This is a genomic window from Kitasatospora sp. NPDC056731, assembly GCF_040687675.1.
Lineage (GTDB): Bacteria > Actinomycetota > Actinomycetes > Streptomycetales > Streptomycetaceae > Kitasatospora.
Map to the genome: position 1 here is coordinate 102,797 of NZ_JBFBNR010000005.1, position 21,971 is coordinate 124,767.

The window sequence follows — 21,971 nt, forward strand, 5'->3', positions numbered from 1 at the left end:
ACCGTCAGACGACGCGCCCAGCCCCCGCCCGCCTGTCCGGGCAGGGGAAGGGTGGTCGCGCCGTGCGCGTTCTCCCCAGCAGAAAGACCGAGAGCGGGGAACCGAAGTGACCGTGTCAGACGTGGCCGAGAACGCGCCGGAGCTGGTGATCATCTCCGGCATGTCCGGAGCCGGCCGCTCCACCGCCGCGAAGTGCCTGGAGGACCTGGGCTGGTTCGTGGTGGACAACCTGCCACCGGCCCTGATCCCGACCATGGTCGACCTGGGCGCCCGCTCCCAGGGCAACGTCGCCCGGATCGGCGTGGTCGTGGACGTCCGGGGCCGCCAGTTCTTCGACGACCTGCTCACCTCCCTCGACGAGTTGGAGAAGCGCGGCGTCCGGCTCAGCGTGGTCTTCCTGGAGTCCTCCGACGACGCGCTGGTCCGCCGCTTCGAGAGCGTGCGCCGCCCGCACCCGCTGCAGGCCGACGGCCGGATCGTCGACGGCATCGCCCAGGAGCGCGACCTGCTGCGCGACCTGCGCGGCGAGGCCGACCTGGTGATCGACACCTCCAACCTCAACGTGCACCAGCTGCGCGCCAAGCTGGACGCCCAGTTCGCCGACCACGACGAGCCCGAGCTGCGCGCCACCGTGATGTCCTTCGGCTTCAAGTACGGCCTGCCGGTCGACGCCGACCTGGTGGTGGACTGCCGCTTCCTGCCCAACCCGCACTGGGTGCCCGAGCTGCGCGCCCGCACCGGCACCGACGCGGACGTCGCCGACTACGTGTTCCAGCAGCCCGGCGCCAACGAGTTCCTGGACGGCTACGCCGAGCTCCTGCGCATCATCACCGAGGGGTACCGCCGCGAGGGGAAGCGCTACATGACGCTTGCCGTAGGCTGCACCGGTGGCAAGCACCGCAGCGTCGCGATGTCCGAGCGCCTGACCAAGCGTCTCATCGCCGACGGAGTGGAGACGGTGCTCGTCCACCGTGACATGGGACGGGAGTGACCGCCGCCTCCTAGCCGGGCCGCCGGCGGGGCCGGTGGCCGCGGCGAGGAACGCGAGGTGAGTGTGGCGGGATATGTGCCCGGGCGGCAGCCGCAGAACAGGAGTGCCGACCGGGCGGGTGGCCCGGCCCGGACGCCGGTCCCGAGCCGGCCGCGCAGCAGCCCCGCCCGGGCCAACCCGGCCCCCCGGATCACCGCGCTCGGCGGCGGCCAGGGCCTGTCCGCCTCGCTCTCCGCGCTGCGCCGACTCACCAGCGACCTGACCGCCGTGGTCACCGTCGCCGACGACGGCGGCTCCAGCGGCCGGCTCCGCACCGAGCTGGGCGTGCTGCCCCCCGGCGACCTGCGCAAGGCGCTGGCCGCGCTGTGCGGGGACGACGACTGGGGGCGCACCTGGTCCGAGGTGATCCAGCAGCGCTTCACCGGCACCGGTGAGCTGGGCGGCCACGCGGTCGGCAACCTGCTGATCGTCGCGCTCTGGGAGAAGCTCGGCGACCCGGTGGCCGCCCTGGACTGGGTCGGCCGGCTGCTGAACGTCCAGGGCCGGGTGCTGCCGATGTCGGCGGTGCCGCTGGACATCGAGGCGACCGTGCGCGGCCACGACCCGGAGCGCCCCGGCGAGCTGTCGGCCGTCCGCGGCCAGGCCGACGTCGCGGTCACGCCTGGCACCGTGCAGTCGATCCGGCTGCTGCCGGACGGGCCGCCGGCCGTCCCGGAGGCGGTCACCGCCGTCCGGGAGGCGGACTGGGTGGTGCTCGGGCCCGGCTCCTGGTTCACCAGCGTGCTGCCGCACCTGCTGGTGCCGGAGCTGGCCAAGGCGCTCACCGAGACCCGCGCCCGCCGCCTGCTCACCCTGAACCTGGCCCCGCAGCCCGGCGAGACCGAGGGCTTCACCCCGCAGCGCCACCTGGAGGTCATCGCCGACCACGCCCCGGGCCTCGCGGTGGATGCGATCCTGGTGGACGAGCGGGCCGTCACCGGCGGCGCCTTCGGCCAGGCGGACCTGGCCGGTCTGGAGAAGGCCGCCGAGCGGATGGGCGCCGCCCTGGTCCTCGGCAGGGTGGCCCGCACCGACGGCACCCCGCGACACGACCCGGAGCTGTTGGCGGCCGCGTACGACCGGATTTTCCGGACACATGGAAGGATCGGGCCATGGCGATGACTCCAGCGGTGAAGGACGAGATCAGCCGGCTCCCGGTCACCAGGGCCTGCTGCCGCAAGGCGGAGGTGTCGGCGATCCTGCGGTTCGCGGGCGGGCTGCACATCGTGAGCGGCCGGATCGTGATCGAGGCGGAGCTGGACACCGGCGCGGCGGCGCGGCGGCTGCGCAAGGACCTGCTGGAGATCTTCGGACACTCCTCCGACCTCGTGGTGATGGCCCCCGGCGGACTGCGGCGCGGCAGCCGCTTCGTCGTCCGGGTGGTCAAGGACGGCGAACTGCTCGCGCGCCAGACCGGCCTCGTGGACGGCCGGGGCCGGCCGATCCGGGGGCTGCCCCCGGCAGTCGTCTCCGGGGCCACCTGCGACGCCGAGGCGGCCTGGCGCGGGGCCTTCCTGGCGCACGGCTCGCTCACCGAGCCGGGCCGCTCCTCCTCGCTGGAGATCACCTGCCCCGGCTCCGAGGCCGCCCTCGCCCTGGTCGGCGCGGCCCGTCGGCTCGGCATCCCGGCCAAGGCCCGCGAGGTGCGCGGCGTGGACCGGGTGGTGATCCGCGACGGCGACGCGATCGGCGCGCTGCTGACCCGGCTCGGCGCGCACGAGTCGGTGCTCGCCTGGGAGGAGCGCCGGATGCGGCGCGAAGTCCGGGCCACCGCCAACCGCCTGGCCAACTTCGACGACGCCAACCTGCGCCGCTCGGCCCGCGCCGCGGTGGCGGCCGGCGCCCGGGTGGCGCGGGCGCTGGAGATCCTCGGCGAGGAGGTGCCCGAGCACCTGGCCGCGGCCGGCCAGCTGCGGATGCAGCACAAGCAGGCCTCGCTGGAGGAGCTGGGCGCGCTCGCCGACCCGCCGCTGACCAAGGACGCGGTGGCCGGCCGGATCCGCCGCCTGCTGGCGATGGCCGACAAGCGCGCCTCCGAGCTCGGCCTGCCGAGCACCGAGGCCAACCTCACCGACGAGATGGCGATGAACTGACCGCACCAAGTGGCTGTTCCGCGGCCGGTGTCCGGATTCCGGGCACCGGCCGCCGCCGTGTCCGGACGGGATACCCGGACGCGCCCGGTGTGCGCAAATTGGTAGAGACCACTGACCGGGACCAACTGCCCTGACCGCCAAGGACGGTCGGCCTGATTTCGCGCCACGCCAGGTCGTCGCACGTGGCGCGATGTGCCCTCCCAGGCCTGGGAGGGGTAGGGTCATAGGCGGTCGGGGACTTCCCAAATCTCACCCCCGTCGGCTTAGCTCCGGCGTACCTAACGAGGAGATCGGTTCGTGACGATCCGGGTAGGCATCAACGGATTCGGCCGCATCGGCCGCAACTTCTTCCGCGCGGTCAAGGCGCAGGGCGCGGACATCGAGATCGTCGGTGTCAACGACCTCACTGACACGAAGACCCTGGCTCACCTGCTCAAGTACGACACCACCCTGGGCACCTTCCCGGGCGAGGTCTCGCACACCGAGGACAGCATCACCGTCGACGGCAAGACCTTCCAGGTCAGCGCCGAGCGTGACCCCGCCAACCTGCCGTGGGCCGCCCTGGGCGCCGACATCGTCGTCGAGTCCACCGGCATCTTCACCAAGGCCGAGGCCGCGAAGAAGCACCTCGCCGCCGGCGCGAAGAAGGTCATCATCTCGGCGCCCGCGAGCGACGAGGACGTCACCATCGTCCTGGGCGTCAACGAGGACAAGTACGACGCCGCCAACCACTCGATCATCTCCAACGCCTCCTGCACCACCAACTGCGTGGCGCCGATGGCCAAGGTGCTGCACGAGAACTTCGGCATCGTCAAGGGCCTGATGACGACCGTCCACGCGTTCACCAACGACCAGGTGACCCTGGACTTCCCGCACAAGGACCTGCGCCGCGCCCGTGCCGCGTCGCAGAACATCATCCCGACCTCGACCGGTGCCGCCAAGGCGACCGCCCTGGTCCTGCCGGAGCTGAAGGGCAAGCTGGACGGCACCTCGCTGCGCGTCCCGGTCCCGACCGGCTCCATCACCGACCTGGTCGTCACCCTGGAGCGCGAGGTGACCAAGGACGAGGTCAACGCCGCCTTCCAGAAGGCCTCGCAGGAGGGCCCGCTCAAGGGCATCCTGACCTACACCGAGGACCCGATCGTCTCCTCGGACATCGTCAACGACCCGGCCTCCTGCATCTTCGACTCCCAGCTCACCATGGTCCAGGGCAACCAGGTCAAGGTGCTCGGCTGGTACGACAACGAGTGGGGCTACTCGAACCGCCTCGTCAACCTGACCTCCCTCGTCGGCGGCCAGCTCTGACGCAGCGGGAGCTGACGTGATGTAGGGGCGAGGGCCCGGCTGGCGCACTGTGCCGACCGGGCCCTCGCTCTGCGCACCAGGACTTTCCCAGGCGGCCCCTGCGCCGTGCCGCCTCTGCGCATCAACCATCTCCCCAGGAGAGCCAATCCCCGTGAAGACCATCGAAGACCTCGACGTCGCCGGCAAGCGCGTGTTCGTCCGTGCCGACCTGAACGTCCCGCTGGACGGCACCACGATCACCGACGACGGCCGGATCCGTGCCGTCGCCCCGACCATCGCCAAGCTCGTCGAGCGCGGCGCCCGGGTCGTCGTCGCCTCCCACCTCGGCCGCCCGAAGGGTGCGCCGGACCCGCAGTTCTCGCTGGCCCCGGCGGCCGTGCGCCTCGGCGAGATCCTCGGCAAGAACGTCGCCTTCGCCACCGACACCGTGGGCGAGAGCGCCGAGTCCACCGTGGCCGCGCTGGGCGACGGCGAGGTTGCGCTGCTGGAGAACCTGCGCTTCAACACCGGCGAGACCAGCAAGGACGACGCCGAGCGCAAGGCCTTCGCCGAGCAGCTGGCCGCCCTCGCGGACCTGTACGTCGGCGACGGCTTCGGCGCCGTGCACCGCAAGCACGCCTCGGTCTACGACCTGCCCGGCCTGCTGCCGCACGCGGCCGGCGACCTGATCGCCACCGAGGTCGGTGTGCTCAAGAAGCTCACCGAGGAGGTCGCGCGCCCGTACGTGGTCGTGCTCGGCGGCGCCAAGGTCTCCGACAAGCTCGGCGTGATCGACAACCTGCTGAAGAAGGCCGACCGGATCCTGATCGGCGGCGGCATGGCGTACACCTTCCTCAAGGCCAAGGGCCACGAGGTCGGCATCTCGCTGCTGCAGGAGGACCAGATCCCGGTCGTCCTGGACTACCTGAAGCGCGCCGAGGCGACGGGCGTCGAGTTCGTCCTGCCGGTGGACGTCCTGGTGTCGGCGGAGTTCCCCGACCTCAAGACCAAGGCCCCGGCCAACCCCTCGCTCGTCGCCGCGGACGCGATCCCGGCCGACCAGGAGGGCCTGGACATCGGCCCGAAGACCCGCGAGCTGTACGCGGCGAAGCTGGCCGACGCGGGCACCGTGTTCTGGAACGGCCCGATGGGTGTCTTCGAGCACCCGGACTACGCGAACGGCACCAAGGCCGTGGCCCAGGCGTTGCTCGACAGCGACGCGTTCACCGTGGTCGGTGGCGGCGACTCCGCCGCGGCCGTCCGCATCCTGGGCTTCGACGAGAACGCATTCGGACACATCTCGACCGGCGGTGGCGCCAGCCTCGAGTACCTGGAGGGCAAGACCCTCCCCGGTCTCGCCGCCCTGGAAGGCTGAAAGCAATGACTGAGCGTCTCCCGCTGATGGCGGGCAACTGGAAGATGAACCTCAACCACCTTGAGGCCATCCAGCACACCCAGAAGCTGGCCTTCGCGCTGGCCGACAAGGACTACGCGGCCGTCGAGGTCGCCGTCCTGGTGCCGTTCACCGACCTGCGTTCGGTGCAGACCCTGGTCGACGGCGACAAGCTGAAGATCAAGTACGGCTCGCAGGACATCTCGCAGCACGACTCCGGTGCCTACACCGGCGAGGTCTCCGGCCCGATGCTGGCCAAGCTGAAGTGCACCTTCGCGGTGATCGGCCACTCGGAGCGCCGCCAGTACCACGGTGAGGACGAGGCGATCGTCAACGCCAAGGTCAAGGCCGCCTACCGGGCCGGGATCACCCCGATCCTGTGCATCGGCGAGCCGCTGGACGTCCGCAAGGCCGGCACCCACGTCGAGCACACCCTCGCCCAGCTGGACGGCGCCCTGGCGGACATCCCGGCCCACCAGGCCGAGTCCATCGTGGTCGCCTACGAGCCGGTCTGGGCGATCGGCACCGGCGAGGTGGCCACCCCGGAGGACGCGCAGGAGGTCTGCGCTGCCATCCGCAGGCGGATCGCCGAGCTGTACGACGCCGAGCTGGCCGACAAGGTCCGTGTGCTGTACGGCGGTTCGGTGAAGTCGTCGAGCGCGGCCGGTCTGATGGCCAAGCCCGACATCGACGGCGGCCTGATCGGCGGTGCCTCGCTGGACGCCGACGAGTTCGTCAAGATCGTGCGCTACCGTGAGCAGGCAGTAGGCTAACGCCGCCGCAGCAACGTAGGCTTTGGGGCCGGACCGCTGTCAGCGGCCCGGCCCCGTCGCCGAAGATACGAGAGAGTTGGTCCCGTCGTGGTTCTCGGGTTCTCGATTGCCCTGATCATCTTCAGTCTGCTGATGATCCTTCTGGTGCTGCTGCACAAGGGGAAGGGCGGCGGCCTGTCGGACATGTTCGGTGGCGGCGCGATGTCCACCGGCGGCGGCTCGGCGGTGGCCGAGCGCAACCTGGACCGCATCACGATCATCGTCGGTCTCGGCTGGTTCGCCTGCATCATCGTGCTGGGCCTGGTGCTGAAGTACAAGAGCTGACGTAACCCTGACGCCCCGTCGCCCGAGCGCCTATCCTGGGACGGTCGGGGGCGGAGGCGATGGCGGTGGACGCTTAACTCCTGCTTACACTAGGACGACTTTCGCCACCGACGCGCACTGCGGAGGGTCGGCGCACCAGCACGCAGGGAGTCAGACCGTGGCAAGTGGCAACGCCATCCGTGGCAGCAGGGTCGGAGCGGGCCCGATGGGCGAGGCGGAGCGCGGCGAGTCCGCCCCGCGCAACCGGATCACCTTCTGGTGTGCCAACAAGCACGAGACCCGGCCGAGCTTCGCCGCCGAGGCCGTCATCCCGGACACCTGGGACTGCCCGCGGTGCGGTTTCCCGGCCGGGCAGGACGAGCACAACCCGCCCGCGCCCTCGCGCAACGAGCCGTACAAGACCCACCTCGCCTACGTCCGCGAGCGGCGCACCGACGCCGACGGCGAGGCGATCCTCGCCGAGGCGCTGGCCAAGCTGCGCGGCGAGATCTGACCCGGACGACAGACAGCGAAGGGCGCCACCGTCGAGGACGGTGGCGCCCTTGTGCGTTGCCGGGCCCGTTACGCCGAGGCCGGCGGGTACAGCTGGGGCGGGATCTGCTCCGCCGCGGCCCGGTCCAGCAGCCACAGGGTGCGGCTGCGGCCGTACGCGCCGGAGGCGGGCGCCTGGAGCTCGCCGGGGCCGGACAGGGCCATCGCGACCGCGTCCGCCTTGTCCGCGCCGGCCGCCAGCAGCCAGACCTCGCGGGCCGCCCGGATCGCCGGGAGGGTGAGCGAGACCCGGGTCGGCGGGGGCTTGGGGGCCCCGCGCACGCCGATCACGGTCAGCTCGGTCTCCCGCACGCCCGGGTGCTCGGGGAAGAGCGAGGCGACATGGGTGTCCGGGCCGACGCCGAGCAGCAGCACGTCGAAGGCCGGGACGCCGAGCCGGTCGCCCGGGCCGGAGGCCTTCGCCAGCTCCTCCGCGTAGCGGGCGGCGGCGGCCTCCACGTCGGAGCCGTCCGCACCGTCCGAGGCGGGCATCTCGTGCACCCGCGCCGGGTCGAGCGGGACGGAGTCCAGCAGTTCGGCGCGGGCCTGGACGGCGTTGCGGTCCGGGTCCCCGGCGGGGACGAAGCGCTCGTCGCCCCACCAGAGGTCCAGCCGCGCCCAGTCGACCGCGTCGCGCGCCGGGGAGGCGGCGATCGCGGCCAGCAGGGCGTTGCCGTTGCGCCCGCCGGTGAGCACCACCGAGGCGGTGCCGCGGGCGGCCTGGGCGTCCACGATCCGGGTGATCAGCCGGGCCGCGGCCGCCTGGGCCATCAGCTCCTTGTCCCGGTGGACGACCAGCTGCGGGGTCGCGTTGGTCATGCGCTCCCCTTGGCGGCGCGCTTGGCGGGCTTCTTGGCGGGAGCCTTCTCGGCGTCCTCGGGCACGTCCTCGGACGAGGCCTCGGACGCGACCTTGGCGGTCACCCGGGCGGGGTTGGCCACCGCGGCCTCGGCGACCGCCGCGCGGGCGACCCGCTCGGCCGCCGCCGTCTCGGCGGTGTCCGGCTCGCGCAGCCGGTCGACGGGCGTGCGCACGGCCGTCGCGTAGATGTCGTCCGGGTCGAGCCGGCGCAGCTCCTCGGCGATCAGCTCCGAGGTCTCGCGCCGCTTGAGCGCCACCTGGCGGTCCGGGGAGCCGGCCATGGAGAGCGTGCCCATCAGGCCGTCCGGGCGGTCCAGGGTGATGTCGCCGTCCTTGGTGCGCAGGTGCACCGCGGTGATGCCGGGGCCGCCGGTGACGACCCGCTCGACCGGCACGTGCAGCCGGTTGTGCAGCCAGAGGCCGAGCAGCTCGACGCTGGGGTTGTAGGACTCGCCCTCGACCACCGCGGAGGTGATCGTGACCGGCCGCTGGTCCAGCGCGGCGGCCAGCATCGAGCGCCAGCCGGTGATCCGGGTCCAGGCCAGGTCGGTGTCGCCCGGGGTGTAGCTCTGGGCCCGCTGGGCGAGCTGGCCGACCGGGGACTCGGCGGTGACGGCGTCGGTGATCCGGCGCTGGGCGAGCGCGCCCAGCGGGTCCTGCGCCGGGTGCAGCGGCGCGTTGTCGGGCCACCAGACGACGACCGGGGCGTCCGGGAGCAGCAGTGGCAGGACCACCGACTGGGCGTGCGCGGCGAGTTCGCCGTGCATGCGCAGGATGACCGTCTCTCCCGAGCCGGCGTCGGTGCCGACCAGGATCTCGGCGTCCAGCCGGGTCTCGGCGCGGGCCCGGGGCGAGCGCCCGGCGCGCTTGATCACCGCGAGGGTGCGTGAGGGGTGCTCGCGGGAGGCGTCGTTGGCGGCCTTGAGGGCGTCGTACGCGCTGCCCTCGTCGGTCACGATCACCAGGGTGAGCACCATGCCGGCGGCGGTGGAGCCACTGGCCCGGCGCGCCTCCATCAGCGCGGCGTTGATCTTGCTGGACGTCGTGTTGGTGAGGTCGATCTTCATGGCCGGCGCCAGCTCCTGCCGTCTCGTGCGAGCATCTCGTCCGCCTCGGCCGGGCCCCAGGTCCCCGCGGAGTACTGGGCGGGCTTGCCGTGGGTGTCCCAGTACTTCTCGATCGGGTCGAGGATCTGCCAGGAGAGCTCGACCTCCTGGTGACGCGGGAACAGGTTGGCGTCGCCGAGCAGCACATCGAGGATGAGCCGCTCGTACGCCTCCGGGCTGGACTCGGTGAAGGACTCGCCGTAGGCGAAGTCCATCGTGACGTCCCGGACCTCGAAGGAGGTGCCCGGCACCTTGGAGCCGAACCGCACCGTCACGCCCTCGTCCGGCTGGACCCGGATGACCAGGGCGTTCTGCCCCAGCTCCTCGGTCGCGTAGGAGTCGAACGGCAGGTACGGGGCGCGCTGGAAGACCACCGCGATCTCGGTGACCCGGCGGCCCAGCCGCTTGCCGGTGCGCAGGTAGAACGGGACGCCCGCCCAGCGGCGGTTGTTGATCTCCAGCTTGATCGCCGCGTAGGTGTCGGTCTTGGAGTCCGGGTCGATGCCGTCCTCGTCCAGGTAGCCGACCACCTCCTCGCCGCCCTGCCAGCCGGCCGCGTACTGGCCGCGCACGGTGTGCCGGCCGAGGTCGGCCGGGAGCTTGACGGCGCTGAGCACCTTGAGCTTCTCGGCGACCAGCGCCTTCGGGTGGAAGGACGCCGGCTCCTCGATGGCGGTGAGCGCCATCAGCTGGAGCAGGTGGTTCTGGATGACGTCGCGGGCGGAGCCGATGCCGTCGTAGTAGCCGGCCCGGCCGCCGATGCCGATGTCCTCGGCCATGGTGATCTGCACGTGGTCGACGTACGACCGGTTCCAGATCGGTTCGAACATCTGGTTGGCGAAGCGCAGCGCCAGGATGTTCTGGACCGTCTCCTTGCCCAGGTAGTGGTCGATCCGGAAGACCTCGTCCCGGGGGAAGACCTCGTGGACGATCCGGTTCAGCTCCTGGGCGCTCTCCAGGTCGTGGCCGAAGGGCTTCTCGATGACCGCGCGGCGCCACGAGCCCTGCGGGGGGTCGGCCAGGCCGTGCTTCTTGAGCTGCTGGACGACGGTCGGGAAGAACTTCGGCGGGACGGACAGGTAGAAGGCGAAGTTGCCGCCGGTGCCCTGCGCCTTGTCCAGCTCGACGATGGTCTCGCGGAGCTTGTCGAAGGCGTCGTCGTCGTCGAAGGTGCCGTGGACGAAGCGCATGCCCTTGGCGAGCTGCTGCCAGACCTCCTCCCGGAACGGGGTGCGGGCGTGCTCCTTGACCGCGTCGTGGACCTCCTTGGCGAAGTCCTCGTCGTCCCACTCGCGCCGGGCGAAGCCGACGAGAGAGAAGCCCGGCGGCAGCAGACCGCGGTTGGCCAGGTCGTAGATGGCCGGCATGAGCTTCTTGCGGGACAGGTCGCCGGTGACTCCGAAGATGACCAGACCGGACGGCCCCGCGATGCGCGGGAGCCGTCGGTCGGCCGGGTCACGAAGCGGGTTGACGGGGGCCGGCGGGAGATCGTCCGCGTCCGACTCCGAGGTCAACTCGGGGAAATCAGTGCTCACTTGTTGGGCTCCGCTTTCGTGCGCTGGCTGTGTGAGCGAACGGTCACTTCTCGCCGGCGAAGGAGGCGAGCGAGGCGGTGACGGTGTCGAGCAGCTCGTTCCAGGACTGCTCGAACTTCTCCACGCCCTCGTCCTCCAGCACCTGGACCACGTCGTCGTAGTCCACGCCGGCGGCGGCGATGGCGTCCATCACGGCCTTGGCGTCGGCGTAGTTGGGGACGATGGTGCCGCCGGTGACCACACCGTGGTCGGCGGTGGCCTCCAGGGTGGCCTCGGGCATGGTGTTGACCGTGCCGGGGGCGACCAGCTCGGTGACGTACAGGGTGTCCGGCAGGGCCGGGTCCTTGACACCGGTGGAGGCCCACAGCGGGCGCTGCGGCTTGGCGCCGGCGGCCTCCAGCGAGCGCCAGCGGGCGCTGCCGGCGGACTTGCCGTCGACCGAGCCGAAGACCTCCTCGTACGCCTGGTAGGCGAGGCGGGCGTTGGCCAGGGCGGCCTTGGAGCGCAGGTCCCGGGCGTCGCCGCCGATCTTCTCCAGGCGCTTGTCGATCTCGGTGTCCACGCGGGAGACGAAGAAGGAGGCGACCGACTCGATCTGGGAGAGGTCCAGGCCCTTGGCCTTGGCGGCCTCCAGGCCGGTCAGGTAGGCGTCGATGACGGCCTTGTAGCGCTCCAGCGAGAAGATCAGCGTGACGTTGACGCTGATGCCCCGGCCGATCACCTCGGCGATCGCGGGCAGGCCGGCCTTGGTGGCGGGGATCTTGATGAAGACGTTCGGACGGTCGACCAGCCACCACAGCTGCTTGGCCTCGGCCACGGTGGCCGCGGTCTCGTGCGCCAGGCGCGGGTCGACCTCGATGGAGACCCGGCCGTCGCGGCCGTTGGAGGCGTCGTAGACCGGGCGCAGCACGTCGGCCGCGTCACGCACGTCCGAGGTGGTGATCATGCGGACGGCCTCGTCGGTGGTGACCTTGCGGACGGCGAGGTCGCGCAGCTGGCCGTCATAGGAGTCGTCGCCGCCGCCGATGGCCTTCTGGAAGATGGTCGGGTTGGTGGTCACGCCCACCACGTGCTTGTTCTGCACCAGCTCGGCGAGGTTGCCGGTGTTCAGCCGCTTGCGGCTGAGGTCGTCCAGCCAGATCGCCACGCCTTCGTCGCTGAGGCGCTTCAGTGCGTCAGTCATGGTGCTTCAGTCCTTTTTTCTTCTGCTTCGTGGGGTAGTCAGAGGGGGCCGTGCGCCCGCGTGCGGGCGGGCGCACGGCCCAGGGGGCGTCAGCGGTTGACGGCCTCAAGGGAACGGAGGGCGTTGTGGGCCTCGGCCACCACGCGCTCGGCGGTCAGGCCGAACTCCTCGAAGAGCACCTTGTAGTCGGCGGAGGCGCCGAAGTGCTCCAGCGAGACGATCCGGCCGTGGTCGCCGACCAGCTCGCGCCAGCCCTGGCCGATGCCGGCCTCGACCGACACCCGGGCCTTGACCGACGGCGGCAGCACGCTGTCACGGTAGGCCTGGTCCTGCTCCTGGAACCACTCGAAGGACGGCACCGAGACCACCCGGGTGGCGATGCCCTCGGCCTCCAGCACCTCGCGGGCCTTGACCGCCAGCTGGACCTCGGAACCGGTGCCCAGCAGGATCACCTGCGGGTCGCCGCTGGAGGCCTCGGCCAGGATGTAGCCGCCCTTCGCGGTGCCCTCGGCGGAGCCGAAGACCTCGCGGTCGAAGGTCGGGACGTTCTGGCGGGTGAGCGCCAGGCCGACCGGGCCCGGGTGGGTGGTCTGGCGCTCGATGACGGTGCGCCAGGCGACGGCCGTCTCGTTGGCGTCGGCCGGGCGGACCATGGCCAGGCCCGGGATGGCGCGCAGCGAGGCCATGTGCTCGACCGGCTGGTGGGTCGGGCCGTCCTCGCCGAGGCCGATCGAGTCGTGCGTCCAGACGTAGGTGACCGGCAGCTTCATCAGCGCGGCCAGGCGCACGGCCGGGCGCATGTAGTCGGCGAAGACCAGGAAGGTGCCGCCGTACACGCGGGTCTTGCCGTGCAGGGCGATGCCGTTCATGGTCGAGCCCATGGCGTGCTCGCGGATACCGAAGTGGATCGTCCGGCCGTACGGGCTGGCGCTCTTCAGCGGGTTGCCCTCGGGGAGGAACGAGCTGTCCTCGTCGATCGTGGTGAGGTTGGACTCGGCGAGGTCGGCCGAGCCGCCCCACAGCTCCGGGATGACCGCGCCGAGCGCCTTGAGGGTCTCGCCGGAGGCCTTGCGGGTGGCGACGTCCTTGCCGGCCGGGAAGACCGGGACGGTCTTCTTCCAGCCCTCGGGCAGCTCGCCGGCCTGGATGCGGTCGAACTCGGCGGCGCGCTGCGGGTCGGCGGCGCGCCAGGCCTCCAGGGACTGCTCCCACTCGGCGTGGGCGGCCTTGCCGCGCTTGATGACCTCGCGGGCGTGCTCGATCACCTTGTCGGAGACCTCGAAGGTCTTCTCCGGGTCGAAGCCCAGGACCTTCTTGGTGGCGGCGATCTCGGCGGCGCCGAGCGCGGAGCCGTGCGCCTTGGCGGTGTTCTGGGCGTCCGGGGCCGGCCAGGCGATGATCGTGCGCATCGAGATGATCGACGGACGGGTGGCCTCGGCCTTGGCCGCGGCCAGCGCGTCGGCCAGGACGGCCACGTCGATGTCGCCGTTGGCCTTCGGGGCGACCCGCTGGACGTGCCAGCCGTACGCCTCGTAGCGCTTGAGGACGTCCTCGGAGAAGGCGGTCTCGGTGTCGCCCTCGATCGAGATGTGGTTGTCGTCGTACAGGGCGACCAGGTTGCCCAGCTTCTGGTGGCCGGCCAGCGAGGAGGCCTCGGCGGAGATGCCCTCCTCCAGGTCGCCGTCCGAGACGATGGCCCAGATGGTGTGGTCGAAGGGGGACTCGCCGGCGGCGGCGTCCGGGTCGAACAGGCCGCGCTCGTAGCGGGCGGCCATCGCCATGCCCACCGCGTTGGCGATGCCCTGGCCGAGCGGGCCGGTGGTGGTCTCCACGCCCGCGGTGTGGCCGTGCTCCGGGTGGCCCGGGGTGCGGCTGCCCGCGACGCGGAAGGCCTTGAGGTCGTCCAGCTCCAGGCCGTAGCCCGACAGGTACAGCTGGGTGTAGAGGGTCAGGCTCGTGTGCCCGGGGGACAGCACGAACCGGTCGCGGCCGACCCACGAGGGGTCGGTCGGGTCGTGGCGCAGGAAACGCTGGAAGATCAGGTACGCCGCGGGGGCCAGCGACATGGCCGTCCCGGGGTGTCCGTTGCCGACCTTCTGGACGGCGTCCATGGCCAGGACCCGCGCTGTGTCAACCGTGCGCTCATCCAGTTCGGACCACTCGAATGCGTTCGTCGGCGTCGTGCTCACCCTGTCTCAGGGCTCCTTCCGTTGTGAAGAGTGACCCCGTGAAAGGGGACCGGGTCGGCCACGGCGCTGTGGTCTCGACGCTGGGTGGTGCCGGTCACGGAGGGTAGATCCCGCTTCTGCGTGCGAGCCTACCGTCCGGCCCGGGGCTCACCCTCCGTGCTGGGACAACCAGGAAATCCGTATGGTGATTCCCACCAGGGCAGCCTGCCTGATTTTGTCCCAGACTCTCCTGTTTTACGGCACCCTGCCGCCCCGGTGGTCAGGACGGGTTGCGGCGGCGCGCCGGAACGGCTTCGTGGCTTCACCCAGTCGGTTCACCCGGGGGTGTGCCATCGGCCTCGCCGGGGGACCCCGGAGCCGGATGGGATATATGGAGCGTCTAAGGTGGCGTGGTACGCGCAGAGCGGACGATTTGGGACCCTTCGTTCCTGTGGACGCCTGCGAGGATTCATCTTCAGTTGGGGTGTTAGTGACCGCCGTCGAAACCCGTCCCGCCGGGGTCACCGGGGCGACTCCTGCGCACCGGCCCATCGGGGCCCGTGTCGGCGCCTTCGTCGCACTGACCAAGCCACGGATCATCGAACTGCTGCTGATGAGCACGGTGCCGGTGATGTTCCTCGCCCAACAGGGCGTCCCGAACATGCTGCTGGTGCTGAAGGTCGTGGTCGGCGGCTACCTCTCGGCGGGCGGCGCCAACGCCCTCAACATGTACATCGACCGCGACATCGACGCGGTGATGACCCGCACCGAGCGCCGGCCGATCGTCACCGGGATGGTGTCGCCGCGCGAGGCGCTGGTGTTCGGCATCGTCCTCGCGATCGTCTCGACCCTGCTGCTGGGCTTCGGCGTCAACTGGCTCTCCTCCGGACTGGCGCTCGGCGCGCTGCTGTTCTACGTGTTCGTCTACACGCTGGGGCTCAAGCGGCGCACCTCGCAGAACATCGTCTGGGGCGGCATCGCCGGCTGCATGCCGGTACTGATCGGCTGGTCCTCCGTCACCAACTCGCTGTCCTGGGCGGCGGTCGCGCTGTTCCTGGTGGTGTTCTTCTGGACGCCGCCGCACACCTGGGTGCTCTCGATGAAGGTGCGCGAGGACTACGAGCGGGCCGGCGTGCCGATGCTGCCGGTGGTCAAGGGCAACGTCGCCGTCGGCAAGCAGGTCGTCGCCTACTCCTGGGTGATGGTGGCGACCTCGCTGGCGGTGTGGCCGCTGGGGCACATGAGCTGGCTGTACCCCGTCACCGCGGTGCTGCTCGGCGGGTTCTGGCTGCGCGAGGCGCACGCGCTGTACGGCCGGGCCAAGGCCGGGGTGGTGGGCGTGAAGCTGAAGGAGATGCGGCTGTTCCACTGGTCGATCACCTACCTGTCGCTGCTGTTCGTGGTGTGCGCGATCGACCCGTTCGTCAAGTAAGGCCTGTCCGACGTCGAAGAGCCCCGGTCCGGTGGACCGGGGCTCTTCGCGTTCTCTTCGCGTTCTCACCGCGCCGGCAGCTCGGACGGGCCGACGTGGTCGTCCAGCCAGTCCCGGAGCGGCTGGGAGGCGCGCAGGAAGGCGGCGATCCGGGTGCGGGCGCCGCGGGTGCCGAGCCACTGCGCGGGCGCCCACTCCTGCCAGGCGACCAGGCCCTTGTGGCGCAGCAGCTCGATCCTCGGGTGGTCCTTGGGGAAGCCGCGCGGAGCGGTCTTGAGGGAGTCCCGGCCGTGCACCCGGGGGCCGTCCTGCTCCACCGCGGCAATCACCCGCTCCAGTTCGGCACCGCTGACGTCCTCGGCGACGGCGGCGCGGTAGCGGTCCAACTGGTCGGGGGCGAGCTGGTACATCCCGTTGCCGCAGGCCAGGCCGTCGGCGGAGAGCTGGACGTAGCCGCCGGTCTCCAGGTGGGCGCCGATGTGTGTCTTGTACGGAGACTTGTCGGCGCTGAACCGGACGTCGCGGTTGGGGCGAAAGATCTTCCCGGGCCCGAACTCCGGCTCCAGCTCGGCGAGCAGCAGCTCCATCGGGGTCCGTACGAGGTCGTCGTACTGCTCCTTGTGGGCCTGCCAGAAGGTCTTGGAATTGTCGGCTTCGAGGTGCTCGTAGAAGTCGAGCGCCTCGGCCGGCCAGCCGGAGAAGGTCACGCCCCCAGTATGTGGCCCGGTGCACAGGGCGCTCCCGTCGCCAGCTCGACTACCGGTGGGTAGCATGCGGGCATGAGCAGCGCAGAGACCGCCACCGCCGCCGCGCCGGACGCCCGTACCGAGCGCCGCGCCAAGCGCATCGCCAAGCACCTCAGCAGCTTCGCCCGCCAGCACGGGGGCGGCGCCGACGCGGTCGTCGAGTACGTCGGCGCCGTGGCCACCCGGATCGTGGTGGTCGGTGCGGACGGCGCCTGGGGCGACCAGGTGGCCCCGAGCTACGCCGTCGGCCGCCGTGCCGCCGAACTGGCCGGGCTGACCCTGCACGACGACTTCGAGGGCGAGCTGGCCCTCAAGGTGAAGACCGGCCCGTACGAGTGGAAGCGGATGGCCGGCATCCAGCTCGGCGGCTGAGTCTTCGAGTGTGGTGACGGCCCGGCTCCCCGTGCGGGGGAGCCGGGCCGTTGTCGTCAGATGGGGAGGTTCCAGCCCGGGCCGTCCTCGCGGCCGATCCAGACGCGTTGGCCCGAGCCCGAGACGGTGATCCCGAAGCCCTCCTGGTGCGGCTCGCCGGCCCGCTGCCAGGCTTCGACGGCGCTTTCCACCCGGTCCCAGAGGCGGAGCGGGCCGCGCTGGATCACGGTCCAGCCGCCGTTCGGGTCGGGTGCGGTTCGGGCCTGGGAGCCGGTGGCCACGTCGGAGAGGATCTGGTGCCCGCCTGCTCCCATCCGTTCGGCGGAGGGTGCTGCGAGTTGTGCGACCCAGCTGCCCGTCCACGTGCTGACGGTCTCGGGGTCGATTCGGGTCGGGCGTTCGTCCCCGGGGAGTAGGGAGAGGCTCTGGCGGGGCGGGCGGTCGTGGGGGCGGGCGATCATGAAACTGGTGTAGCCGGGGAGGAAGCGGCCGGTGGCTTCGCCGGGGCCGGTCACGGTCAGTAGGGCGAGGCCGAAGCCGAAGGACCAGCCGGACAGCGTGACCAGGATCCGGCCGCCGGGCTTCATCTGGTGCAGCCACGCGGGCGGGACGTAGCGGACCGCGCAGGTGGCGATCAGGCGGTCGTAGCTGCTGCCGTCCGGATCGCCGAGCAGCCCGTCGCCGATGACCAGCCGGGGCGCGTAACCAGCTGCTGCGATGGCTGCCGCCGCGGCTGCGCCCACCGTCGGGTCGTACTCGACGCTGGTGATGTTGGCGTCCCCGAGGCGGTGGGCACCGAGGGCGGTCGAGTAGCCGGTACCGGTGCCGATCTCCAGCACCCGGTGGCCGGGCTCGACGCCGAGCTGGTACCACATGCGCAGGACGAGGGACGGCAGGGTGGACGAGGAGGACGGCGTGCCGGTCGCGGTCCCGTCGGGGACGTCGGCGGGGAGGGTTCGCCCGTCGAGCTGGGTGACCAGCGTTTCGTTGCTGTAGACGTGCTCCAGCCACCCGGGTTCGTGCCGGTGGGTGGCTCGGTAGGCGGTCGGGTTGCTTCCTGGGACCGGCACGAAGAACGACCCCACGAACAGTTCCCGGGGGACGGTTTGGGCGGCGTTCTCCCAGGCCGGGTCGGTGATCCTGTCCTCCCCGGTCAGGCTGTCCACCAGGGCTGCACGGAGCTGAGCCGATGTGTTCATGCGTCGGGACCTCTCTCCAACTGGTCGGCAATGGCGCGGGCGATCGCGGCTGTGCTGTCCGGGGGCTGCCACGCCCATTGGCCGTTGGGGTTGCATTCCAGGAAACTCCAGTCGCCGCGGGCGGTCACGGCGAAGTCGAACGCGCCGAAGGTCAGGCGGAGTTCGGCGAGGTAGCCGGTGATCGCGCGAGCGACCGGCTCGGGCACTTCGATCGATGCGCATGTCATCAGGGCCTGTCGGTGGCGCCAGTCGAGATCCGGGCTGTCGATCCGGACCGCGAACAGTCTGTCGCCAACGGCGGTGACCCGTGCGTCGAACGCCTTGTCCACCTTGGCCTGGAACATGTGCGGGCAGACGGACACGGCGTCGGTGATGTCGGAGGGGTCGACCTCCCGTACCCATACCGTCTGTGCGGTGCCGTCCTCCGCGCGGAAGTGGCTGTCCCACAGCGGTTTGTAGACGGCTCCACCGGGATGGTCGATGCAGAACCGGCGCGCTTCGGCGGGATCGGTGGTGATGACCGTGTCCGGAACCAGGAACCCCGCCCGGCTCGCCACGGCGAGCTGGGCGGGCTTGTACTCCGCATCGCGGATGCGCCACGGGTGATTCACGTAATGGGCTCCGGGGAGCGATGCCAGGATGCCGCCGACGCCCCAGAACGCCTGTGAGCTGGCGAACTTCGCGGCGTGCTCGTCGAGCCCCGGGGATGCCTCGTAGGGAGAGGGGCGGCGGACCCAGACCGATCGCACCCGGATGAGGTCGAGCTCCCGGCTCGGCGTGCGGAGAACGCCCCGCTGCGCGCCCGTGCGGTAGTGGGCGGTCAGCGGGGCATCTCCGAGCAGATCGGCACCGGGGTCTACCCGTACGACCGGGACCCTGCGTTCGGCCAGGATGTGGAGCACTACGTCGGCTGTCACGTCGTAGGCGTTGGTCAGGACCAGGACGGCGGCCCGGTGCCGATCCGGTGTCATGTCAGCCCGTCCCCTGGTCTTGGTCGTTCGCGGACATGCTGTCCATGTCGGTGGGCGCGTTCTGCTGCCCGCTCTGGCCGTCGCCGGCGCCCGTGTTCGTGGGCGTGCTGGTCTCGGTGCTGGTGCCGTGCGCACCCATCTCGACCGTGCGGCCGTGCTCGTCCACGAACACGGCGACCTGCGTTTCGGGGTCGATCACGGGAGTGAGGGCGGGGATGGGGCTGGACTCGGGGTACGGCCCCATGCGGGTGGTGCCCCACGGTGCGGTGGTCATCTGGACTGTTCCTCCTCGGGTGTGATGGTTGAGGTCACCCAGCGACTCGGCAGGCCTGCCGAGTCGCTGGGTGAGCCTGGCCGCGCCGCCGGGGGACGTAATTGGCCTCCGGCGATTGCGGGTTCTCTGGGGATGGGGTGGGCCCCGCTCGGCCGGCGCAGGAAGTCGGGTGTGTCGACTCCCGGGCTTCAGCGGGTGGCGTCGGTGTGGGTGGCGGCTTGGGTGCGGCAGTGGGTAAGGGCGGGTGTGATGCGGGGGTCGGGGGTGGGGGCGGTGGTGAGGAGTTCGCCGGCCTCGATGAGGGTGGTCCAGTAGGTGGTGGGGTCGCCGGTGGTGGGGCGGGGGCGTGCGGCGGCGAGGGATAGGTAGGCGGCGGTGAGGTTGCCGGTGGTGAACCAGCGGGCGAGGCCGTGCTGGTGGCCGGCGCGGATGCCGCCGAGGGCGTCGATGGCGGTGAGGAAGTGGTCGACGACGGCGAGTTCGGTGGGGGTGAGGGTCTTGGGGATGTCGAAGACGCCGAGGGCTTCGAGGAGTTCGCCGGTGTCGGCCTCGGTGCCGGGGCGGGAGTCGGCGAGGAGGGCGTCGTAGCAGTCGTTGAGGCGGATGGTGACCTCGGCGAGGGGGATGGCGAGGGCGAGGCAGACGGCGCGCGCGGCGGGGAGCGGTTCGGCGGTGCGGCGGGCGAGGATCGCGTAGGTCTCGGCGGGGGTGTGGCCGCGGTCGAGGGCGTGCCGGGCGAAGGTGGGGAGCGGAGGCAGCATCGGGGTGGGCTTTCAGGCGGCGAGGAGGGTGGGGGAGGGGGCGATGAGGGCCCAGGCGAACTTGCCGATGCCGCCGGCCCGGGGGCAGCAACCCCAGCGCTCGGACAGCTCGTTGACGAGGAACAGGCCGCGCCCGTGCTCGTCGGTGGTGGTCGGGGGGCGGAGCGAGGGGCGGCCGGTGCCCGCGTCGTGGACTTCGAGCCGGAGGCGGTCGCGGGTGAGGGCGAAGCGGATCTCGATGAGGCGGTCGGTGGGGGCGTCGGAGTGCTGGACGGCGTTGGCGAAGAGTTCGCCGAGGAGGAGTTCGGCGACGTCGCGGTAGCGGCCCCCGGAGGGCAAGGCCGAGAGATAGGCCCGGAGCAAGTGCCTTGCGAGGTAGGTCGATTCGGTGTGGGAGTCGAGTCGCGCGGCGAACGTACGGGGACGGTGGGCAGTGAGCATGGGGTCCTCGAAGGGGGAGAGGAGGCAGCTGAAAGGCCGCCGCATCTGGCACGCTCGAATCGTTGGGCAATCTGACGGGACGTCATACCGCGTTTTCGGGACGTTTGGGACGTCTGGCTGGTAGATCTTGAAACGTCCCTAACGTGGAAGGTCGGTCGGTGAACAGCCCCCTCCGTGACGCAATGGCCCGTGCCAATATGACTTCGTCCAGGCTCGCGCGTGTGTGCGGGGTCGATCCCAAGACCGTCGACCGGTGGCTCGCGAACCCCTCGCGCGAGCCCCATGCGAGACACCGCTCAGCGGCCAGTCAGGCCCTCGGCGAGGAGGAAAGCGTGCTCTGGCCATCCGTGCGGCAACTGGTGAAGTCAGGGCCGGATCGGGAGCTGGTGCAGATGTACCCGTACCGGTCGGCGGCGCCTGCCTCGCTGTGGCGTCAGTTGATAAGAGGGGCAACCCGGGAGCTGACGTTCGCCGGGTACACCAACTACTTCCTGTGGCTAGAGCACGCGAACTTCGGCAGCCTGTTGCGGCAGAAGGCGGCGGCCGGCGTCCAGGTCCGCTTCATCCTTGGTGAGCCCGGACATCCAGTCACCCGTCAGCGGGAGCTGGAGGAGGACGTTCCGCTGAGCCTTTCTACCCGGATCGAGGTCACCCTGTCCGAGCTGGCCAAGCTGCGGGACGCGTCGATCGAGGCACGATACGAGACCGCACACGTCTCACTCAGCGCCTTCCGCTTCGACGACGACATGATCGTCACGCCGCTGTTGCCGGGTAGGATCGGCCATGACGCTCCAATGATGCACCTCAGGCGAGCCCAGGACGACGGCGTGTTCGATCGTTTCGTGGGCCACGTCGAGGACTTGTGGGCGAAGGGGCGGGACGTATGGACGACCCCGGCAGCGGAGGTGGCGGATCGTGCCCAGGCGTGACTACGAGGACGACCCCGACGCGCCCGAGGCGAACTCGCTGGTCCCGGCCGCGTCCGTGGTCGTGGTCGACGATGCGGGCCGCGTCCTGCTCCAGCGGCGCACCGACAACGGGATGTGGGCGCTGCCCGGCGGCAGGATGGACATCGGGGAGTCGCTCGCCGGTTGTGGCATCCGCGAGACCTGTGAGGAGACCGGCATCGACATCGAGATCACCGGGATCGTCGGCACCTACACCGACCCCGGCCACGTCTTCGCCTACGACGACGGTGAGGTCCGCCAGGAGTTCTCCATCTGCCTCCTCGGGCGCCCGCTCGGTGGGGAGTTGCGGGTGTCCGACGAATCCCACGAGGTGGCGTGGTTCGCCCCGGCTGAGACGGATGGGCTGCCGATGGTGTCGAACATCCGCAAGCGGCTGGCCGACTGGCGCTCCGGGGAGTTCCCCGTGGTGCGCTAGCCACCTTTGATCGTGACGTCGAAGGCCCCCTCCGGCGACCTTGGGTTCTAGGGATCGTTGCAACACCCCATTCCAAGGGGTGCGATGTTCGAGATCCGGAAGAACCGGATG

23 protein-coding genes are annotated in these 21,971 nt (G+C 71.0%); 12 read left to right on the forward strand and 11 right to left on the reverse strand.

Translation table 11 applies throughout. The annotated features are described in order from the left end of the window. Positions 1-106 precede the first annotated feature (106 nt). From rapZ to AB0R04_RS07065, 8 genes are all read left to right on the forward strand, one after another. Entirely contained in the window at positions 107-991 is an 885-nt protein-coding gene (gene rapZ, locus AB0R04_RS07030; RefSeq protein WP_363368888.1) for an RNase adapter RapZ, read from the forward strand. Between the two features lie 189 nt (positions 992-1,180). Then, positions 1,181-2,152, forward strand: coding sequence for a uridine diphosphate-N-acetylglucosamine-binding protein YvcK (gene yvcK, locus AB0R04_RS07035; RefSeq protein WP_107453083.1), 972 nt, complete (start codon positions 1,181-1,183; stop codon positions 2,150-2,152). After that, positions 2,143-3,123, forward strand: coding sequence for a DNA-binding protein WhiA (gene whiA, locus AB0R04_RS07040; RefSeq protein ID WP_063349505.1), 981 nt, complete (start codon positions 2,143-2,145; stop codon positions 3,121-3,123). The genes yvcK and whiA overlap by 10 nt, the downstream gene beginning before the upstream one ends. Positions 3,124-3,420: 297 nt before the next feature. Further along, complete coding sequence (gene gap, locus AB0R04_RS07045; RefSeq protein ID WP_063349506.1) at positions 3,421-4,428, forward strand: type I glyceraldehyde-3-phosphate dehydrogenase; 1,008 nt, start codon at positions 3,421-3,423, stop codon at positions 4,426-4,428. 151 nt (positions 4,429-4,579) lie between these two features. Beyond that, complete coding sequence (locus AB0R04_RS07050) at positions 4,580-5,782, forward strand: phosphoglycerate kinase (protein WP_363368890.1); 1,203 nt, start codon at positions 4,580-4,582, stop codon at positions 5,780-5,782. A 5-nt stretch (positions 5,783-5,787) separates the two neighbouring features. Beyond that, positions 5,788-6,573 carry a triose-phosphate isomerase gene (gene tpiA / locus AB0R04_RS07055; RefSeq protein ID WP_363368892.1) on the forward strand — a complete coding sequence of 262 codons (786 nt, stop codon included), beginning with the start codon at positions 5,788-5,790 and terminating at the stop codon, positions 6,571-6,573. A gap of 87 nt (positions 6,574-6,660) precedes the next feature. Then, positions 6,661-6,897 (forward strand): preprotein translocase subunit SecG, encoded by a 237-nt coding sequence (secG, locus tag AB0R04_RS07060; RefSeq protein WP_363368894.1) that lies wholly within the window; start codon positions 6,661-6,663, stop codon positions 6,895-6,897. Positions 6,898-7,054: 157 nt separating this feature from the next. After that, positions 7,055-7,390, forward strand: coding sequence for an RNA polymerase-binding protein RbpA (locus AB0R04_RS07065; RefSeq protein WP_079135914.1), 336 nt, complete (start codon positions 7,055-7,057; stop codon positions 7,388-7,390). Positions 7,391-7,458: 68 nt separating this feature from the next. On the opposite strand, the gene pgl is transcribed toward AB0R04_RS07065, so the two are convergent. The 5 genes from pgl to tkt all read right to left on the reverse strand — a co-directional run bounded on the left by pgl (position 7,459) and on the right by tkt (position 14,302). Continuing rightward, positions 7,459-8,247: a 6-phosphogluconolactonase gene (gene pgl, locus AB0R04_RS07070; RefSeq protein ID WP_363368896.1), complete on the reverse strand. Its 789-nt coding sequence runs from the start codon at positions 8,245-8,247 to the stop codon at positions 7,459-7,461. Further along, entirely contained in the window at positions 8,244-9,356 is a 1,113-nt protein-coding gene (gene opcA / locus AB0R04_RS07075; RefSeq protein WP_363368898.1) for a glucose-6-phosphate dehydrogenase assembly protein OpcA, read from the reverse strand. The genes pgl and opcA overlap by 4 nt, the downstream gene beginning before the upstream one ends. Continuing rightward, the gene (zwf, locus tag AB0R04_RS07080; RefSeq protein ID WP_363369122.1) at positions 9,353-10,909 is read right to left on the reverse strand and encodes a glucose-6-phosphate dehydrogenase; all 1,557 of its coding nucleotides are present in this window, start codon (positions 10,907-10,909) and stop codon (positions 9,353-9,355) included. The genes opcA and zwf overlap by 4 nt, the downstream gene beginning before the upstream one ends. Positions 10,910-10,973: 64 nt before the next feature. Continuing rightward, positions 10,974-12,113: a transaldolase gene (tal, locus tag AB0R04_RS07085; RefSeq protein ID WP_063349514.1), complete on the reverse strand. Its 1,140-nt coding sequence runs from the start codon at positions 12,111-12,113 to the stop codon at positions 10,974-10,976. Positions 12,114-12,202: 89 nt separating this feature from the next. Continuing rightward, positions 12,203-14,302, reverse strand: a complete 2,100-nt coding sequence (gene tkt, locus AB0R04_RS07090) for a transketolase (RefSeq protein WP_363368900.1) — start codon at positions 14,300-14,302, stop codon at positions 12,203-12,205. A 463-nt stretch (positions 14,303-14,765) separates the two neighbouring features. On the opposite strand from tkt, the gene AB0R04_RS07095 reads away from it, so the two are divergent. Further along, entirely contained in the window at positions 14,766-15,713 is a 948-nt protein-coding gene (locus tag AB0R04_RS07095) for a heme o synthase (protein ID WP_363368902.1), read from the forward strand. Positions 15,714-15,778: 65 nt separating this feature from the next. Here AB0R04_RS07095 and AB0R04_RS07100 read toward each other — a convergent pair whose 3' ends face one another. Continuing rightward, positions 15,779-16,420: a DUF2461 domain-containing protein gene (locus AB0R04_RS07100; RefSeq protein WP_363368904.1), complete on the reverse strand. Its 642-nt coding sequence runs from the start codon at positions 16,418-16,420 to the stop codon at positions 15,779-15,781. Between the two features lie 72 nt (positions 16,421-16,492). Between AB0R04_RS07100 and AB0R04_RS07105 the strand changes: the two genes are divergently transcribed. Next, on the forward strand, positions 16,493-16,831 hold the full coding sequence (locus tag AB0R04_RS07105) for a hypothetical protein (protein WP_063349518.1): 339 nt from the start codon (positions 16,493-16,495) through the stop codon (positions 16,829-16,831). A 56-nt stretch (positions 16,832-16,887) separates the two neighbouring features. Here AB0R04_RS07105 and tgmC read toward each other — a convergent pair whose 3' ends face one another. From tgmC to AB0R04_RS07130, 5 genes are all read right to left on the reverse strand, one after another. Continuing rightward, on the reverse strand, positions 16,888-18,030 hold the full coding sequence (tgmC, locus tag AB0R04_RS07110) for an ATP-grasp peptide maturase system methyltransferase (protein ID WP_363368906.1): 1,143 nt from the start codon (positions 18,028-18,030) through the stop codon (positions 16,888-16,890). Next, complete coding sequence (gene tgmB, locus AB0R04_RS07115) at positions 18,027-19,001, reverse strand: ATP-grasp ribosomal peptide maturase (RefSeq protein WP_363368908.1); 975 nt, start codon at positions 18,999-19,001, stop codon at positions 18,027-18,029. The genes tgmC and tgmB overlap by 4 nt, the downstream gene beginning before the upstream one ends. Position 19,002: 1 nt before the next feature. Then, a complete protein-coding gene (gene tgmA / locus AB0R04_RS07120) occupies positions 19,003-19,275 on the reverse strand; it encodes a putative ATP-grasp-modified RiPP (protein WP_363368910.1) in 273 nt (90 codons plus the stop codon). A 188-nt stretch (positions 19,276-19,463) separates the two neighbouring features. Next, positions 19,464-20,036: a hypothetical protein gene (locus AB0R04_RS07125; protein WP_363368912.1), complete on the reverse strand. Its 573-nt coding sequence runs from the start codon at positions 20,034-20,036 to the stop codon at positions 19,464-19,466. A gap of 12 nt (positions 20,037-20,048) precedes the next feature. Further along, on the reverse strand, positions 20,049-20,522 hold the full coding sequence (locus AB0R04_RS07130; RefSeq protein ID WP_363368914.1) for an ATP-binding protein: 474 nt from the start codon (positions 20,520-20,522) through the stop codon (positions 20,049-20,051). Positions 20,523-20,635: 113 nt separating this feature from the next. Here AB0R04_RS07130 and AB0R04_RS07135 point away from each other — a divergent pair, with 113 nt between their 5' ends. Both AB0R04_RS07135 and AB0R04_RS07140 read left to right on the forward strand, forming a co-directional pair. After that, a complete protein-coding gene (locus tag AB0R04_RS07135; RefSeq protein WP_363368916.1) occupies positions 20,636-21,406 on the forward strand; it encodes an XRE family transcriptional regulator in 771 nt (256 codons plus the stop codon). Further along, positions 21,393-21,860 (forward strand): NUDIX domain-containing protein, encoded by a 468-nt coding sequence (locus AB0R04_RS07140; RefSeq protein WP_363368918.1) that lies wholly within the window; start codon positions 21,393-21,395, stop codon positions 21,858-21,860. The genes AB0R04_RS07135 and AB0R04_RS07140 overlap by 14 nt, the downstream gene beginning before the upstream one ends. Positions 21,861-21,971 lie beyond the last annotated feature (111 nt).

Coding starts and splice junctions, on each gene's coding strand:
- AB0R04_RS07105 (WP_063349518.1), top strand. CDS start 16,493: ATGAGCAGCGCAGAGACCGCCACCGCCGCCGCGCCGGACGCCCGTACC.
- tgmB (WP_363368908.1), bottom strand. CDS start 19,001: ATGACACCGGATCGGCACCGGGCCGCCGTCCTGGTCCTGACCAACGCC.
- tal (WP_063349514.1), bottom strand. CDS start 12,113: ATGACTGACGCACTGAAGCGCCTCAGCGACGAAGGCGTGGCGATCTGG.
- pgl (WP_363368896.1), bottom strand. CDS start 8,247: ATGACCAACGCGACCCCGCAGCTGGTCGTCCACCGGGACAAGGAGCTG.
- tgmC (WP_363368906.1), bottom strand. CDS start 18,030: ATGAACACATCGGCTCAGCTCCGTGCAGCCCTGGTGGACAGCCTGACC.
- AB0R04_RS07125 (WP_363368912.1), bottom strand. CDS start 20,036: ATGCTGCCTCCGCTCCCCACCTTCGCCCGGCACGCCCTCGACCGCGGC.
- opcA (WP_363368898.1), bottom strand. CDS start 9,356: ATGAAGATCGACCTCACCAACACGACGTCCAGCAAGATCAACGCCGCG.
- tpiA (WP_363368892.1), top strand. CDS start 5,788: ATGACTGAGCGTCTCCCGCTGATGGCGGGCAACTGGAAGATGAACCTC.
- AB0R04_RS07130 (WP_363368914.1), bottom strand. CDS start 20,522: ATGCGGCGGCCTTTCAGCTGCCTCCTCTCCCCCTTCGAGGACCCCATG.
- tgmA (WP_363368910.1), bottom strand. CDS start 19,275: ATGACCACCGCACCGTGGGGCACCACCCGCATGGGGCCGTACCCCGAG.
- whiA (WP_063349505.1), top strand. CDS start 2,143: ATGGCGATGACTCCAGCGGTGAAGGACGAGATCAGCCGGCTCCCGGTC.